The sequence below is a fragment of the Pseudomonas sp. s4 genome, assembly GCF_046764235.1.
Lineage (GTDB): Bacteria > Pseudomonadota > Gammaproteobacteria > Pseudomonadales > Pseudomonadaceae > Aquipseudomonas > Aquipseudomonas asiatica.
Genome location: NZ_CP177209.1, coordinates 197,501 through 213,323 on the forward strand (window position 1 = coordinate 197,501; position 15,823 = coordinate 213,323).

The window sequence follows — 15,823 nt, forward strand, 5'->3', positions numbered from 1 at the left end:
TGCGAATGCTGACATGAGTAACGACAATGCGAGTGAAAAACTCGCACGCCGAAAGACCAAGGTTTCCTGCGCAACGTTAATCGACGCAGGGTTAGTCGGTCCCTAAGGCGAGGCTGAAAAGCGTAGTCGATGGAAAACAGGTTAATATTCCTGTACTTCCAGTTATTGCGATGGAGGGACGGAGAAGGTTAGGCCAGCCTGGCGTTGGTTGTCCAGGTTTAAGGTGGTAGGCTGAAATCTTAGGCAAATCCGGGATTTCAAGGCCGAGAGCTGATGACGAGTTGCCTTTAGGCGACGAAGTGGTTGATACCATGCTTCCAAGAAAAGCTCCTAAGCTTCAGATAACTGGGAACCGTACCCCAAACCGACACAGGTGGTTAGGTAGAGAATACCAAGGCGCTTGAGAGAACTCGGGTGAAGGAACTAGGCAAAATGGCACCGTAACTTCGGGAGAAGGTGCGCCGGCGAGGGTGAAGGACTTGCTCCGTAAGCCCATGCCGGTCGAAGATACCAGGCCGCTGCGACTGTTTATTAAAAACACAGCACTCTGCAAACACGAAAGTGGACGTATAGGGTGTGACGCCTGCCCGGTGCCGGAAGGTTAATTGATGGGGTTAGCGCAAGCGAAGCTCTTGATCGAAGCCCCGGTAAACGGCGGCCGTAACTATAACGGTCCTAAGGTAGCGAAATTCCTTGTCGGGTAAGTTCCGACCTGCACGAATGGCGTAACGATGGCGGCGCTGTCTCCACCCGAGACTCAGTGAAATTGAAATCGCTGTGAAGATGCAGTGTATCCGCGGCTAGACGGAAAGACCCCGTGAACCTTTACTATAGCTTTGCACTGGACTTTGAATTTGCTTGTGTAGGATAGGTGGGAGGCTTTGAAGTGGGGACGCCAGTTCTCATGGAGCCATCCTTGAAATACCACCCTGGCAACTTTGAGGTTCTAACTCAGGTCCGTTATCCGGATCGAGGACAGTGTATGGTGGGTAGTTTGACTGGGGCGGTCTCCTCCCAAAGAGTAACGGAGGAGTACGAAGGTGCGCTCAGACCGGTCGGAAATCGGTCGTAGAGTATAAAGGCAAAAGCGCGCTTGACTGCGAGACAAACACGTCGAGCAGGTACGAAAGTAGGTCTTAGTGATCCGGTGGTTCTGTATGGAAGGGCCATCGCTCAACGGATAAAAGGTACTCCGGGGATAACAGGCTGATACCGCCCAAGAGTTCATATCGACGGCGGTGTTTGGCACCTCGATGTCGGCTCATCACATCCTGGGGCTGAAGCCGGTCCCAAGGGTATGGCTGTTCGCCATTTAAAGTGGTACGCGAGCTGGGTTTAGAACGTCGTGAGACAGTTCGGTCCCTATCTGCCGTGGACGTTTGAGATTTGAGAGGGGCTGCTCCTAGTACGAGAGGACCGGAGTGGACGAACCTCTGGTGTTCCGGTTGTCACGCCAGTGGCATTGCCGGGTAGCTATGTTCGGAAGAGATAACCGCTGAAAGCATCTAAGCGGGAAACTTGCCTCAAGATGAGATCTCACTGGGATCTTGAATCCCCTAAAGGGCCGTCGAAGACTACGACGTTGATAGGTTGGGTGTGTAAGCGCTGTGAGGCGTTGAGCTAACCAATACTAATTGCCCGTGAGGCTTGACCATATAACACCCAAGCAATTTGCTAGCGCAGATTGCGGTGGTGAAGACGAAACAACCGAAAGTTCGCAACATCACAAATATCGCATATCCGAATTCGCTGGGCTGTCCATCTGGACATTCTGGCAGCAGAATTTCTTGACGACCATAGAGCATTGGAACCACCTGATCCCATCCCGAACTCAGCAGTGAAACGATGCATCGCCGATGGTAGTGTGGGGTTTCCCCATGTGAGAGTAGGTCATCGTCAAGATTCATTTCGCAAAACCCCTATCTGCGCATGCAGGTAGGGGTTTTGTCTTTAAGTAGAAGCTATCGCTTCTCCTGGTAGGCTGAAGGCCAGCCGGTGGTGGTAAAAAGGTGGTTGACAGCGTTTCTGAATGCTGTATTATTCACCTCCCGCGACGAGAGATCGAAGCGAGTTAAGTGTCTGAAGTTAAACGAGTTTCTCGCCAAAAACTTCAAAATAAACGCTTGACAGCAAATGAGGAAAGCGTAGAATGCGCGCCTCGGTTGAGACGAAAGGCTCTTAACCAAATGCTCTTTAACAAATCGAATCAAGCAATTCGTGTGGGTGCTTGTGAGTACGGACTGATAGTCACAAAGATTATCAGCATCACAAGTGGCCATGCGAGAAATCACATAGTCATTTGAGATTGCTGAGCCAAGTTTAGGGTTTCTTAAAAACCCAAGCAGTATTGAACTGAAGAGTTTGATCATGGCTCAGATTGAACGCTGGCGGCAGGCCTAACACATGCAAGTCGAGCGGATGACGGGAGCTTGCTCCTTGATTCAGCGGCGGACGGGTGAGTAATGCCTAGGAATCTGCCTGGTAGTGGGGGACAACGTTTCGAAAGGAACGCTAATACCGCATACGTCCTACGGGAGAAAGCAGGGGACCTTCGGGCCTTGCGCTATCAGATGAGCCTAGGTCGGATTAGCTAGTTGGTGAGGTAATGGCTCACCAAGGCGACGATCCGTAACTGGTCTGAGAGGATGATCAGTCACACTGGAACTGAGACACGGTCCAGACTCCTACGGGAGGCAGCAGTGGGGAATATTGGACAATGGGCGAAAGCCTGATCCAGCCATGCCGCGTGTGTGAAGAAGGTCTTCGGATTGTAAAGCACTTTAAGTTGGGAGGAAGGGCAGTAAGTTAATACCTTGCTGTTTTGACGTTACCGACAGAATAAGCACCGGCTAACTCTGTGCCAGCAGCCGCGGTAATACAGAGGGTGCAAGCGTTAATCGGAATTACTGGGCGTAAAGCGCGCGTAGGTGGTTCGTTAAGTTGGATGTGAAAGCCCCGGGCTCAACCTGGGAACTGCATCCAAAACTGGCGAGCTAGAGTACGGTAGAGGGTGGTGGAATTTCCTGTGTAGCGGTGAAATGCGTAGATATAGGAAGGAACACCAGTGGCGAAGGCGACCACCTGGACTGATACTGACACTGAGGTGCGAAAGCGTGGGGAGCAAACAGGATTAGATACCCTGGTAGTCCACGCCGTAAACGATGTCAACTAGCCGTTGGAATCCTTGAGATTTTAGTGGCGCAGCTAACGCATTAAGTTGACCGCCTGGGGAGTACGGCCGCAAGGTTAAAACTCAAATGAATTGACGGGGGCCCGCACAAGCGGTGGAGCATGTGGTTTAATTCGAAGCAACGCGAAGAACCTTACCAGGCCTTGACATGCAGAGAACTTTCCAGAGATGGATTGGTGCCTTCGGGAACTCTGACACAGGTGCTGCATGGCTGTCGTCAGCTCGTGTCGTGAGATGTTGGGTTAAGTCCCGTAACGAGCGCAACCCTTGTCCTTAGTTACCAGCACGTTATGGTGGGCACTCTAAGGAGACTGCCGGTGACAAACCGGAGGAAGGTGGGGATGACGTCAAGTCATCATGGCCCTTACGGCCTGGGCTACACACGTGCTACAATGGTCGGTACAGAGGGTTGCCAAGCCGCGAGGTGGAGCTAATCTCACAAAACCGATCGTAGTCCGGATCGCAGTCTGCAACTCGACTGCGTGAAGTCGGAATCGCTAGTAATCGCGAATCAGAATGTCGCGGTGAATACGTTCCCGGGCCTTGTACACACCGCCCGTCACACCATGGGAGTGGGTTGCACCAGAAGTAGCTAGTCTAACCTTCGGGAGGACGGTTACCACGGTGTGATTCATGACTGGGGTGAAGTCGTAACAAGGTAGCCGTAGGGGAACCTGCGGCTGGATCACCTCCTTAATCGACGACATCAGCCTGCTGATGAGCTCCCACACGAATTGCTTGATTCATTGTAAAAGACGATGCTGTAACGCGACCCTGTTATAGGTCTGTAGCTCAGTTGGTTAGAGCGCACCCCTGATAAGGGTGAGGTCGGCAGTTCAAATCTGCCCAGACCTACCATTACATGGTTCAGCCGTAGAATACGGGGCCATAGCTCAGCTGGGAGAGCGCCTGCCTTGCACGCAGGAGGTCAGCGGTTCGATCCCGCTTGGCTCCACCACTTTCGCCGTACGCAGTAGCTTGTCAGAACTTAGAAATGAACATTCAGTTCGAATGTTGATTTCTGACTTTTGTCAGATCGTTCTTTAAAAATTCGGATATGTGATAGATATAGACTGATGGCCAGTTTCACTGCTGGTTAATCAGGCTAAGGTAAAATTTGTGAGTTCTGCTCGAAAGAGCAACATGCGAATTTTCGGCGAATGTCGTCTTCACAGTATAACCAGATTGCTTGGGGTTATATGGTCAAGTGAAGAAGCGCATACGGTGGATGCCTTGGCAGTCAGAGGCGATGAAAGACGTGGTAGCCTGCGATAAGCTTTGGGGAGTCGGCAAACAGACTGTGATCCAGAGATCTCTGAATGGGGGAACCCACTCAGCATAAGCTGAGTATCTTGTACTGAATACATAGGTGCAAGAGGCGAACCAGGGGAACTGAAACATCTAAGTACCCTGAGGAAAAGAAATCAACCGAGATTCCCTTAGTAGTGGCGAGCGAACGGGGACCAGCCCTTAAGTTGATTTGAGATTAGTGGAACGCTCTGGAAAGTGCGGCCATAGTGGGTGATAGCCCCGTACACGAAAATCTCTTGTCAATGAAATCGAGTAGGACGGAGCACGAGAAACTTTGTCTGAATATGGGGGGACCATCCTCCAAGGCTAAATACTACTGACTGACCGATAGTGAACCAGTACCGTGAGGGAAAGGCGAAAAGAACCCCGGAGAGGGGAGTGAAATAGAACCTGAAACCGTATGCGTACAAGCAGTGGGAGCCTACTTTGTTAGGTGACTGCGTACCTTTTGTATAATGGGTCAGCGACTTATATTCAGTGGCGAGCTTAACCGAATAGGGGAGGCGTAGCGAAAGCGAGTCTTAATAGGGCGTTTAGTCGCTGGGTATAGACCCGAAACCGGGCGATCTATCCATGGGCAGGTTGAAGGTTAGGTAACACTGACTGGAGGACCGAACCGACTACCGTTGAAAAGTTAGCGGATGACCTGTGGATCGGAGTGAAAGGCTAATCAAGCTCGGAGATAGCTGGTTCTCCTCGAAAGCTATTTAGGTAGCGCCTCATGTATCACTCCAGGGGGTAGAGCACTGTTTCGGCTAGGGGGTCATCCCGACTTACCAAACCGATGCAAACTCCGAATACCTGGAAGTGCCGAGCATGGGAGACACACGGCGGGTGCTAACGTCCGTCGTGAAAAGGGAAACAACCCAGACCGTCAGCTAAGGTCCCAAAGTCATGGTTAAGTGGGAAACGATGTGGGAAGGCTTAGACAGCTAGGAGGTTGGCTTAGAAGCAGCCACCCTTTAAAGAAAGCGTAATAGCTCACTAGTCGAGTCGGCCTGCGCGGAAGATGTAACGGGGCTCAAACCATGCACCGAAGCTACGGGTGTCATCTTTGATGACGCGGTAGAGGAGCGTTCTGTAAGCCTGTGAAGGTGAGTTGAGAAGCTTGCTGGAGGTATCAGAAGTGCGAATGCTGACATGAGTAACGACAATGCGAGTGAAAAACTCGCACGCCGAAAGACCAAGGTTTCCTGCGCAACGTTAATCGACGCAGGGTTAGTCGGTCCCTAAGGCGAGGCTGAAAAGCGTAGTCGATGGAAAACAGGTTAATATTCCTGTACTTCCAGTTATTGCGATGGAGGGACGGAGAAGGTTAGGCCAGCCTGGCGTTGGTTGTCCAGGTTTAAGGTGGTAGGCTGAAATCTTAGGCAAATCCGGGATTTCAAGGCCGAGAGCTGATGACGAGTTGCCTCTAGGCGACGAAGTGGTTGATACCATGCTTCCAAGAAAAGCTCCTAAGCTTCAGATAACTGGGAACCGTACCCCAAACCGACACAGGTGGTTAGGTAGAGAATACCAAGGCGCTTGAGAGAACTCGGGTGAAGGAACTAGGCAAAATGGCACCGTAACTTCGGGAGAAGGTGCGCCGGCGAGGGTGAAGGACTTGCTCCGTAAGCCCATGCCGGTCGAAGATACCAGGCCGCTGCGACTGTTTATTAAAAACACAGCACTCTGCAAACACGAAAGTGGACGTATAGGGTGTGACGCCTGCCCGGTGCCGGAAGGTTAATTGATGGGGTTAGCGCAAGCGAAGCTCTTGATCGAAGCCCCGGTAAACGGCGGCCGTAACTATAACGGTCCTAAGGTAGCGAAATTCCTTGTCGGGTAAGTTCCGACCTGCACGAATGGCGTAACGATGGCGGCGCTGTCTCCACCCGAGACTCAGTGAAATTGAAATCGCTGTGAAGATGCAGTGTATCCGCGGCTAGACGGAAAGACCCCGTGAACCTTTACTATAGCTTTGCACTGGACTTTGAATTTGCTTGTGTAGGATAGGTGGGAGGCTTTGAAGTGGGGACGCCAGTTCTCATGGAGCCATCCTTGAAATACCACCCTGGCAACTTTGAGGTTCTAACTCAGGTCCGTTATCCGGATCGAGGACAGTGTATGGTGGGTAGTTTGACTGGGGCGGTCTCCTCCCAAAGAGTAACGGAGGAGTACGAAGGTGCGCTCAGACCGGTCGGAAATCGGTCGTAGAGTATAAAGGCAAAAGCGCGCTTGACTGCGAGACAAACACGTCGAGCAGGTACGAAAGTAGGTCTTAGTGATCCGGTGGTTCTGTATGGAAGGGCCATCGCTCAACGGATAAAAGGTACTCCGGGGATAACAGGCTGATACCGCCCAAGAGTTCATATCGACGGCGGTGTTTGGCACCTCGATGTCGGCTCATCACATCCTGGGGCTGAAGCCGGTCCCAAGGGTATGGCTGTTCGCCATTTAAAGTGGTACGCGAGCTGGGTTTAGAACGTCGTGAGACAGTTCGGTCCCTATCTGCCGTGGACGTTTGAGATTTGAGAGGGGCTGCTCCTAGTACGAGAGGACCGGAGTGGACGAACCTCTGGTGTTCCGGTTGTCACGCCAGTGGCATTGCCGGGTAGCTATGTTCGGAAGAGATAACCGCTGAAAGCATCTAAGCGGGAAACTTGCCTCAAGATGAGATCTCACTGGGATCTTGAATCCCCTGAAGGGCCGTCGAAGACTACGACGTTGATAGGTTGGGTGTGTAAGCGCTGTGAGGCGTTGAGCTAACCAATACTAATTGCCCGTGAGGCTTGACCATATAACACCCAAGCAATTTGCTAGCGCAGATTGCGGTGGTGAAGACGAAACAACCGAAAGTTCGCAACATCACAAATATCGCATATCCGAATTCGCTGGGCTGTCCATCTGGACATTCTGGCAACAGAATTTCTTGACGACCATAGAGCATTGGAACCACCTGATCCCATCCCGAACTCAGCAGTGAAACGATGCATCGCCGATGGTAGTGTGGGGTTTCCCCATGTGAGAGTAGGTCATCGTCAAGATTCATTTCGCAAAACCCCTATCTGCACATGCAGGTAGGGGTTTTGTCTTTAAGTAGGAACTACAGAGATTCGCAGGTACGTCCGAGGGACGGGCCAGCACACAGAATTTCTTGACGACCATAGAGCATTGGAACCACCTGATCCCATCCCGAACTCAGCAGTGAAACGATGCATCGCCGATGGTAGTGTGGGGCTTCCCCATGTGAGAGTAGGACATCGTCAAGATTCAAATCCAAAGCCCCTGTCTGCGATGCAGACAGGGGCTTTGTCTTTCAGGGCCCAAAGACCCCAGGGCTTGTGTGCGTCGCAATCAGCTCAGAACTGATAGCTGACCGTGGCACTGACATTGCGCTCTTCACCCATGTAGCAGTAGTTCAAGCTGGCACACGAAGTGATGTAGCTTTCATTGGTAAGGTTGTTGGCGTTCAAGCGCACATCCATCCCCCGCAGCCCGACCTTGCCCAGGTCATAGCCGATCGAGGCGTCGAACAGGGTATAGGAGGGCACCTTCATACTGTTTTCCGCATCCACCCAGCTGTACCCCACATACCGCACCCCACCACCCAAGCGCATGCCATCCAGGGCCCCCTGGTGGAAGTTGTAGTCAGCCCAAAGCGAGAACATCTGTTTCGGTGCCTGGGTTGGCGAATTGCCCTTGTTATCCAGATTGCCGGACACCAGGCTGGGCATCGACTTTGCGTACTCGATATCGGTAAAGGTATAGCCGCCCAGCAGCTTCAAGCTGTCGGTCAGTTGCACATGGGCCTCCAGTTCAAGCCCTTGTGAGCGAACTTGCCCTACAGGGCGATAGAAGTCCTCGTCAGGCTGCTTCGAGGCCAGGTTCTCTTGCTCGATGCGGAACACCGATGCGGTGAACAGATTGTCGCTACCCGGCGGCTGATACTTGATGCCAGCCTCCCATTGAGTGCCTTCGGTCGGTGCCAGAGGGCGTCCTTCCTGGTCGGACACGGTATTGGGGTTGAACGACTCCGAGTAGCTGAAATAGGGCGCAATGCCGTTCTCGAACAGGTAGAGCACCCCTGCGCGGGTAGTGAACCTGGAGCGCTGGTCACTGACCTTTGTGTTGCTGTCGCGATTTTCCTCGGACACCTTCACCCAGTCCTGGCGCAGCCCCAACGAGAAGCGCCATTGGTCCAGCTCCACCAGGTCCTGCAGGTAAACGCCCGTTTGCTGCAAGCGCCGCTGGTAGCGGTTCTCGCCCAGCACCTGAAGGTTGCCGTTGCCGTACTGCGGGTTGCCTGCATCCAGCGGATCGACTGTGCCATAACGCCAGGCCACGTCAGCCTTGCGTCGCTGGTAGTCGGTGCCCAGCAGCAAGGTGTGTTTGGCGGCCCCGGTGAAGAATTCCGCCTGCAGCATGTTGTCGATGATGTACGAATGCAGGCGTTCGTCGCCGCCGGTATAGGCGCGGTTGAGGATATTGCTGTCGGCATCCGCCCAGCCGGCGGAATACACCTGGTCCATCGACACGTCGGAATCCTGATAGCGGAAGTTCTGGCGTGCCGTGAACACATCGTTGAAGCGATGCTCGAACTGATAGCTGAAGGACTGTTGGGTACGCTCGTAGTTGTCGATACCCGGCTCGCCTTCGAAGAAATGGTCCGAAAGGCGCAAGCCGTTGCGCTTGTGCAGCATGCCATCTGCGGGGTTACCGCCGTGATAGCCGCCGTTGGGGTCATGTTGCAGGTAGGCCTGCAGGGTCAGCGAAGTGTCTTCGCTGAAGTCGATGCTGACGGCCGGCGCGATGGCATAGCGTTCTTCCTTGTTGTGGTCGAACTGCGTGTCGGAAGCATCCGCCAGGCCTGTCAGGCGATAAGCGATACGCTTGTCGTCATCCACGGGGCCGCTGAAATCGAAACCCATGCCGCGCTGGCCTTGGGTACCGAGGGTGGCCTGGACTTGATGGTAGGGGGTGAACAGCGGCTTCTTGGTGGTCAGTGCCACCAGGCCTCCTGGCGAGCTACGGCCATACAGTACCGAAGACGGTCCCTTGAGGATATCGATGCGCTCCAGGAAGTACGGGTCCACCTGCATGGTGCTGTAGGTGCCGTTGTCTCCCATCGACTTGAGCCCGTCGACGTAGATGTTGTCTACCGAGCCGTCGTTGAAGCCACGCATGGCCACATAGTCATAACGATGGGTCGCCCCGTAGGGGTTGGTCAGTACCCCAGGTGTGTAGCGCATGGCTTGGGCAACCGTTTGTGAGCCTTGGTCGTCCATCTGCTGTCGGGTAACCACCGAGACCGATTGTGATGTCTCTACCAGCGGCATGCTGGTCTTGGTCGCCACCTGGCTGTGGGTAGCGTTGTAACCCTCCATGCTGCCCAATGCATTGCCAAGTGTGAAGCTACGGACATCGGTGTCTGGCAATGACAATGCAGCGCCTTGGGGTTGTACCTGCAGCACGTAGCTGCGGCCGTTCTGGTTAACGGCTCCCAGGCCGCTGCCATTTAGCAACTGGCGCAGTGCCTGATCGGTAGAGTACTGCCCCTGCAGACCATTCGACTGCAAGCCTTGGGTGAGCTGGGGTGTGCTCGACAGGGTGATGCCAGCCTGGCGGGCGAACTGGTTGAGCACATCATCCAACTGGCCGGCCGGGATCGCGTAGTGGTGGCTTACCTGGGCCGTTTCTGCTGCTATGGACAGTGGTGTGACGGCTGTCAGGCCCAAGGAGGTGCCAAACAGGGCAGCCCGGACTGCATTGCGTAAATATACTGAGTGCAAGACAGGTCGAAAATCATTCGCGTTAAATGTGCGCATATGCGCGGGAGCGGTAGGCATGAGGGGTCCGTTGAAGTGAGAGGGCAGGAGGTGTCGCTTACTGTCCTAGCCGGACCGACATTCAAAACCCGTCAAAAAAGTTATTGGGGCCGCCACGCGCCCCATCGCCGGCAAGCCAGCTCCCACAGGTATTGCATAGCCCTCAGGCCTTTTGCGATCTCTGTGGGAGCTGGCTTGCCGGCGATGGGCTGCATAGCAGCCCTGAACGCAAAAGCCGCCGTCAGTTCAGGCCAGCCCCTCCACGCGCACCCACCAGCGTGTACGTTGGCGAAGCCGTACGGGTAGCGTCCGTGGTATCAGCTGTAGCAGTTGCTCCGGGTCTTCGAGGCGAAATACACCCGACAGGCGCAAATCGGCAATGTCGTCGCTACAGCCCAGGTAACCATGGCGATAACGGCTGACCTGCGCAAGGAAGTCGAACAGGCGCATGTCCCGGGTGACGATCAGGCCTTCTGTCCAGGCCATCGCATCCATGTCCACCTGTTCGAGCTGGTGTGTGCCTAGCGCATCCAGGCGCCAGTTCTGGCCGCTTTCGATCCATTGCAGCTGGCCATTGTCAGGCCGGTGTATCGCCACCCTGCCATGGCTGACACTGACCTGCGTGCAGTCGCTGTCCTGACGTGCCACAAAGCGTCCTTCGAACCCTTCCAGTAACGCGTCACGAGTTTCTACAAGCAAGGAACGCTGCGGGTTGCAGGCAATCATCAATTCCCCCTGCTTCAGGCGGACCAGGCGCTGCTGGTCATTGAAGGCCAGGTCGACGGTACTGCGGGTGTTGAGTTGCATCTGCGAGCCATCGGGAAGCGCAAAGCTGCGTCGTTCGCCCGTGCCGGTGGCGTAGTCTGATGTCCAGGCGTTGACCGCATCGAGGTCTTTTCCCAGCCATGCCGCCGTCCCTACCATGGCAACGCCGCCAAGCAGTTTCAGCGCCTGCCGACGATGCAGGCGGCGCTGGCTGGTCTCCAGGGTTTGCAAAGCCAGCCCGGCACCGGGTATGGCACGCAGGTCGAGGTCCTGATGCAGGTGAATTACTCGTTGCCAAGCCTGCTCGTGTTCGTGGTGGGCAGTGCGCCATTGCCTGCACTCTTGTTGCAGGGCAGGGGCATGCCCGCTCTCGCGCAGCCTCAGCATCAACTGGATGGCCTGCTTGACTGCTGTTGCGCCGGGCTGTGAAGCGGTCATTACGTCAACACTCGTCGGCGTAGCGCAGCAAGTAGCAATGGTAGAGCGCGTCGGCGATATAGCGCTCCACGGTACGCACCGAGATCCCCATCTGGTCGGCGATCGCCTGGTGCTTCAGCCCCTCGCATTGGGCAAGCAGGAATGCACGACGTACTTTGGGCTTGAGGCCTTCGAGCATGCGCGCGATGCGCTCCAGCAATTCCAGCAGCAGCTCACGGGTTTCGGCCGAAGGGGCCTGCGCTTCCGGCAACTGTGCCAGTGCTTCGAGATAGGCCCTGTGCAGTTCCTCGCGCCGCCAGTGGTCGATCACGAGCCCACGCGCAACCGTTCTCAGGAAAGCCCGGGGTGTGTTCAGTTGCAGATGTTCGCGACGTTGCAACAGGCGTACGAAGGTGTCCTGAGCCAGGTCTGCGGCATCGGCGGCGTTGCCCAGCTTGCTGCGTAGCCAGGCATGCAACCAACCGTGGTGGTCACTGTAGAGCGTTTGCACGGAATCGTTGCTGGGCATGGGAGGGCGCTGCCACCAATGGACATGAATGATAATTAGTCTCATTGTTGACAAGGGCAGATCAATTTGCAACCTATTCGACCGCACCTTGATGCAGTCACTGCTCGCTAGCGGCTCCGTTGTGTATCCAGGTACTTGCGGATTACCCGCGATGCGTTATTCAGGTGTCGTTCCAGCACCGTTACTGCTTCATCCACCAGCTTGTCGCCAGCCGCATCCGCCAGTGCGTTGTGATCGTCCTGGGTGAGCTTGCCCAGGCCCATGGACGAAAGATGAAACCGCAGGAAGCGCTCTTCCTCGTTCAATTCGTCCTCGATCAGGCGCAGCAGCTTCTTGTTCGGCGCCTTGCTGTACAGCGACATGTGGAACAGGCGATTGAGGCGGCCGATTTCGGCGTGACGGGTTTCGTTTTCCAGTTGCTGGATATACCCGCGGGCACTGGCGATGTCGTTGGCATCGAGCAGCGGAATGGACTGGCGCAGTGCCTCGGTCTCAAGCAGCACGCGCAGGGCATAGGTGTCCACCGCATCCTCGCCGATCAGCGGCGCAACAACCGCGCCCTTGTGCATTTCCACTTTCAGCAGTGATTGCGCTTCCAGCTGGCGCAGGGCTTCGCGAACGGGCATGCGGCTTACACCGAACAAGGTAGCGAGCTCTTGTTGGCGGATGGCAGTACCAGGGGGCAAACGGCCATCAAGAATGGCACTACGCAGGCGTTCTTCGATCACGCCACGGGCCTGGTGCGGCAACAGCTGCTCGCTGGCCAGCACATTGCTCAATTTGATTTTCTCGGCCACGCGACGTCTGCCTCAACGATGACTAAAGTTGGATCCAATGAAGCTAGTAACAGCTCTTGGGGGTGTCAAACCTGTACACCTAATGGAGCAGGCGCCCCCAAAAGCGCGGCTATGGTGGATGAAGTCGAAGGGCAAAGGAAGCGGCCCACACAAGGTTATAACCAGAAAGTGTAGGTCGACTGACCGGCGGGTGCATGATTGCAGGATGCCATTGTCTTTTGCCGTTGCAGGCCGCACCATCGCTGCTTTCGACTGGCCTGAACAGGGCTTGGCAGTGGCGATATCCTGGATGCTCAAAACCGTTGTGCAACGTGTCGGCCTTGCTGCGCTGCTGGGCAGCCTGCTGCTGGGCGGGCTGTACGCGGATTGGGACTTTTCCCAGATCAGCCGCAAGTCGCAGGCCCTGTATGGCCCCTTGGGCGCCGGGCAGGGCCGTATCGATGCCTGGCAGAGCCTGATGGCTACGCAGAAGCAGGGTACGGAGCTTGAGCGATTGCAGGTGGTCAACCGCTTCTTCAACCAGCAATTGCGCTATGTAGAGGACATCGACCTGTGGCACGAGGTCGACTATTGGGCCACGCCGGTGCAGGCGCTGATCAAGGGTGCAGGGGACTGCGAGGACTACGCCATCGCCAAGTATTTCAGCCTGCGGCGCATGGGTATTCCCAGTGAAAAGCTGCGCATTACCTACGTAAAGGCGCTGCGGCAGAACCGGGCGCACATGGTCCTGACCTATTATTCAAGCCCACAGGCTCAACCATTGGTACTCGACAGCCTAATGGATGCCATCAAGCCGGCCAGCCAGCGTACCGACCTGCTGCCGGTGTACGCCTTCAATGGTGAGGGTTTGTGGCTGACGGGCGCCGCAGGCAACAAGAAGGTCGGCGATACCAAGCGGCTGTCACGCTGGCAGGATTTGCTGAAGAAAATGCAGGCCGAAGGGTTCCCGGCCGAGCCGGTTTACTGAAGGAGCACAGATGTCACTGTTCAAACAATTGCTGTTGGCCATTTGCCTCTTCCTGGTGGTCGCCTTCAGTGGCAGTTTCATGGTCAGCCTGGAAAGCTCGCGCAGCCAGTACGTCAACCAGTTGCGCTCGCACGCCCAGGATGCGGCGACAGCGCTGGCGCTGTCGCTGACGCCGAATATCGATGACCCGGCGATGGTCGAGCTGATGGTCAGTTCGATCTTTGACAGTGGTTATTACTCAAGTATCAAGGTTGTCGACCTAGGTTCCAATGCTGTGCTGGTAGAGCGCCACGCCGAGCCGGACCCCGGCGGTGTACCGCGCTGGTTCGTGGGCCTGATCGGCCTGGAAGCTGCCGGCGGCGACGCCATCGTCAGCCGTGGCTGGCAGCAGGCTGCGCGTGTTGAGGTGATCAGCCACCCGATGTTCGCCATTGCCAAGCTCTGGCAAAGCGCCCTGGGCAGCCTGGGTTGGCTGCTGCTGTGTGGCGCGGCCAGCGCCGTACTCGGCGCCTTGCTCCTGCGTCGCCAGTTGCGGCCGCTGGACTACATGGTCGAGCAGTCCCACGCCATTGCCCGCCGCGAATTCCTCAGCCTGCCTGAGTTGCCGCGCACACCGGAGCTGCGCCGGGTAGTGCAGGCGATGAACCAGATGGTCGAGAAGCTCAAGGCACTGTTCACCGAGCAGGCCGAGCGCAGCGAGCGGCTGCGTGCCGAGTCCTATCAGGACAGCCTGACCGGGCTCTCCAACCGCCGTTATTTCGAGATGCAGTTGAACACCCGGGTGAGCAACCTGGAAGAAGCGCGCGCCGGCTACCTGCTGTTGCTGCGGGTCCAGGGGCTGGCGGGGTTGAACGCCCGTCTTGGCGGCCAGCGTACCGACCAGTTGCTACAGGCTGTGGGTGAGCAGTTGCGTCGCACCTGTGCCAGCTACCCGGAAACCAACGACCTGATTTCCCGCAGCCGCGGGGGCGAGTTCGCCGTGTTGGCGCCGGGCATGGTGCATGAAGAGGCGGTACAGCTTGCCCAGGCCTTGGAAGCAACGCTGCACAGCCTGCACGAAACAGGCGCTAGTGATATAGACCCGGTGGCTTGTATCGGCCTGGCGCCGTTCAACCCCGGTGATTCACCACAGGCATTGCTGAAGCTTGCCGACGAGGCGCTGGCACGCGCCGAGAACCAGCCAACACCGGGTTGGGTATGCCTTGAACTAGGTGTGGCCGCAGTTGCTGCGGATAGTCAGCATGTCTGGCATGAGCGGCTGGACCAGGCATTCAATAATGGGCAATTTGAACTGTTCTTCCAGCCAGTCGTAGATTGCGCTTCTGTACAACGGGTACTGCACCACAAGGTGATTTCGCGTTTGCAGGATGGCCAGGGCGAGGCGCTGCCGGCAGGCCGCTTCCTGCCCTGGCTGGAGCGCTTCGGCTGGATGCCGCGGCTTGATGTGCTGGTGTTGGAGAAGGTGCTGGCGCACCTTCGAGGGCATGAACAGGTGTTGGCGCTGAACCTGTCCGCCGCCACCCTGGCCGACCCCAAGGCCCTGCAGCGTGTCTTCGAGCTTCTGGGCCAAAACACGGCGCTTGGTCCGCGGCTGGTTTTCGAAATTGGCGAGGAACAGTTGCCTGAGCAGGCGGTTCTGGAACAACTCACCCGGCGCCTGCACGCGCTTGGCTTCGGCTTGGCGCTGCAACGCTTTGGTGGGCGTTTCAGCATGATCGGCAACCTGGCGCACCTGGGCCTGGCATACCTGAAGATCGATGGCAGCTACATCCGCAACATTGACCAAGAGCAGCACAAGCGGCTGTTCATCGAAGCGGTCCAGCGTGCCGCACACAGTATCGACCTGCCGCTGATTGCCGAGCGGGTCGAGACGGAAGGTGAGCGGTTGGTGTTGCGGGAGATGGGTGTAGGCGGGATTCAGGGGCAGTTGGTTGGTGAGCCTGCCCCCTGGCGCTGAGGGTATGCGGTCCCTTGTAGGAGCGGCCTTGTGTCGCGAAAGGGCTGCACAGCGGCCCCAGGATTTCAGCAAAGACGCAA

General features: G+C 56.2%; 6 protein-coding genes, 2 tRNA genes and 6 rRNA genes (1 of these 14 only partly in view). 10 read left to right on the forward strand and 4 right to left on the reverse strand.

Going from position 1 to position 15,823, the window contains the following annotated elements:
- The 8 genes from ACK56M_RS00940 to rrf (ACK56M_RS00975) form a co-directional block, all read left to right on the forward strand.
- Window positions 1-1,655, forward strand: a 23S ribosomal RNA gene (locus tag ACK56M_RS00940) (it extends 1,237 nt beyond the left edge of the window).
- A gap of 131 nt (window positions 1,656-1,786) precedes the next feature.
- Window positions 1,787-1,902 (forward strand): 5S ribosomal RNA (gene rrf / locus ACK56M_RS00945).
- Window positions 1,903-2,349: 447 nt separating this feature from the next.
- Window positions 2,350-3,886, forward strand: a 16S ribosomal RNA gene (locus ACK56M_RS00950).
- Between the two features lie 85 nt (window positions 3,887-3,971).
- Window positions 3,972-4,048 (forward strand) — tRNA-Ile (locus ACK56M_RS00955).
- Between the two features lie 24 nt (window positions 4,049-4,072).
- A tRNA-Ala gene (locus ACK56M_RS00960) sits at window positions 4,073-4,148 on the forward strand.
- A 243-nt stretch (window positions 4,149-4,391) separates the two neighbouring features.
- Window positions 4,392-7,283, forward strand: a 23S ribosomal RNA gene (locus ACK56M_RS00965).
- 131 nt (window positions 7,284-7,414) lie between these two features.
- A 5S ribosomal RNA gene (gene rrf / locus ACK56M_RS00970) occupies window positions 7,415-7,530 on the forward strand.
- 109 nt (window positions 7,531-7,639) lie between these two features.
- Window positions 7,640-7,755, forward strand: a 5S ribosomal RNA gene (rrf, locus tag ACK56M_RS00975).
- Together the 16S, 23S and 5S rRNA genes with 2 tRNA genes alongside form the textbook arrangement of a ribosomal RNA operon.
- Window positions 7,756-7,845: 90 nt before the next feature.
- Here rrf (ACK56M_RS00975) and ACK56M_RS00980 read toward each other — a convergent pair.
- The 4 genes from ACK56M_RS00980 to ACK56M_RS00995 all read right to left on the reverse strand — a co-directional run bounded on the left by ACK56M_RS00980 (window position 7,846) and on the right by ACK56M_RS00995 (window position 12,819).
- Window positions 7,846-10,311: a TonB-dependent siderophore receptor gene (locus tag ACK56M_RS00980; protein ID WP_139657337.1), complete on the reverse strand. Its 2,466-nt coding sequence runs from the start codon at window positions 10,309-10,311 to the stop codon at window positions 7,846-7,848.
- Window positions 10,312-10,557: 246 nt separating this feature from the next.
- Window positions 10,558-11,514 (reverse strand): FecR family protein, encoded by a 957-nt coding sequence (locus tag ACK56M_RS00985; RefSeq protein ID WP_015268510.1) that lies wholly within the window; start codon window positions 11,512-11,514, stop codon window positions 10,558-10,560.
- A gap of 4 nt (window positions 11,515-11,518) precedes the next feature.
- Window positions 11,519-12,022, reverse strand: coding sequence for a sigma-70 family RNA polymerase sigma factor (locus ACK56M_RS00990; RefSeq protein WP_015268511.1), 504 nt, complete (start codon window positions 12,020-12,022; stop codon window positions 11,519-11,521).
- A gap of 107 nt (window positions 12,023-12,129) precedes the next feature.
- Window positions 12,130-12,819: a GntR family transcriptional regulator gene (locus ACK56M_RS00995; protein WP_015268512.1), complete on the reverse strand. Its 690-nt coding sequence runs from the start codon at window positions 12,817-12,819 to the stop codon at window positions 12,130-12,132.
- A gap of 205 nt (window positions 12,820-13,024) precedes the next feature.
- On the opposite strand from ACK56M_RS00995, the gene lapG reads away from it, so the two are divergent.
- Window positions 13,025-13,786: a cysteine protease LapG gene (lapG, locus tag ACK56M_RS01000; protein WP_015268513.1), complete on the forward strand. Its 762-nt coding sequence runs from the start codon at window positions 13,025-13,027 to the stop codon at window positions 13,784-13,786.
- A gap of 10 nt (window positions 13,787-13,796) precedes the next feature.
- Window positions 13,797-15,743 (forward strand): cyclic di-GMP receptor LapD, encoded by a 1,947-nt coding sequence (lapD, locus tag ACK56M_RS01005; protein ID WP_411959214.1) that lies wholly within the window; start codon window positions 13,797-13,799, stop codon window positions 15,741-15,743.
- The last annotated feature ends 80 nt before the right edge of the window (window positions 15,744-15,823 follow it).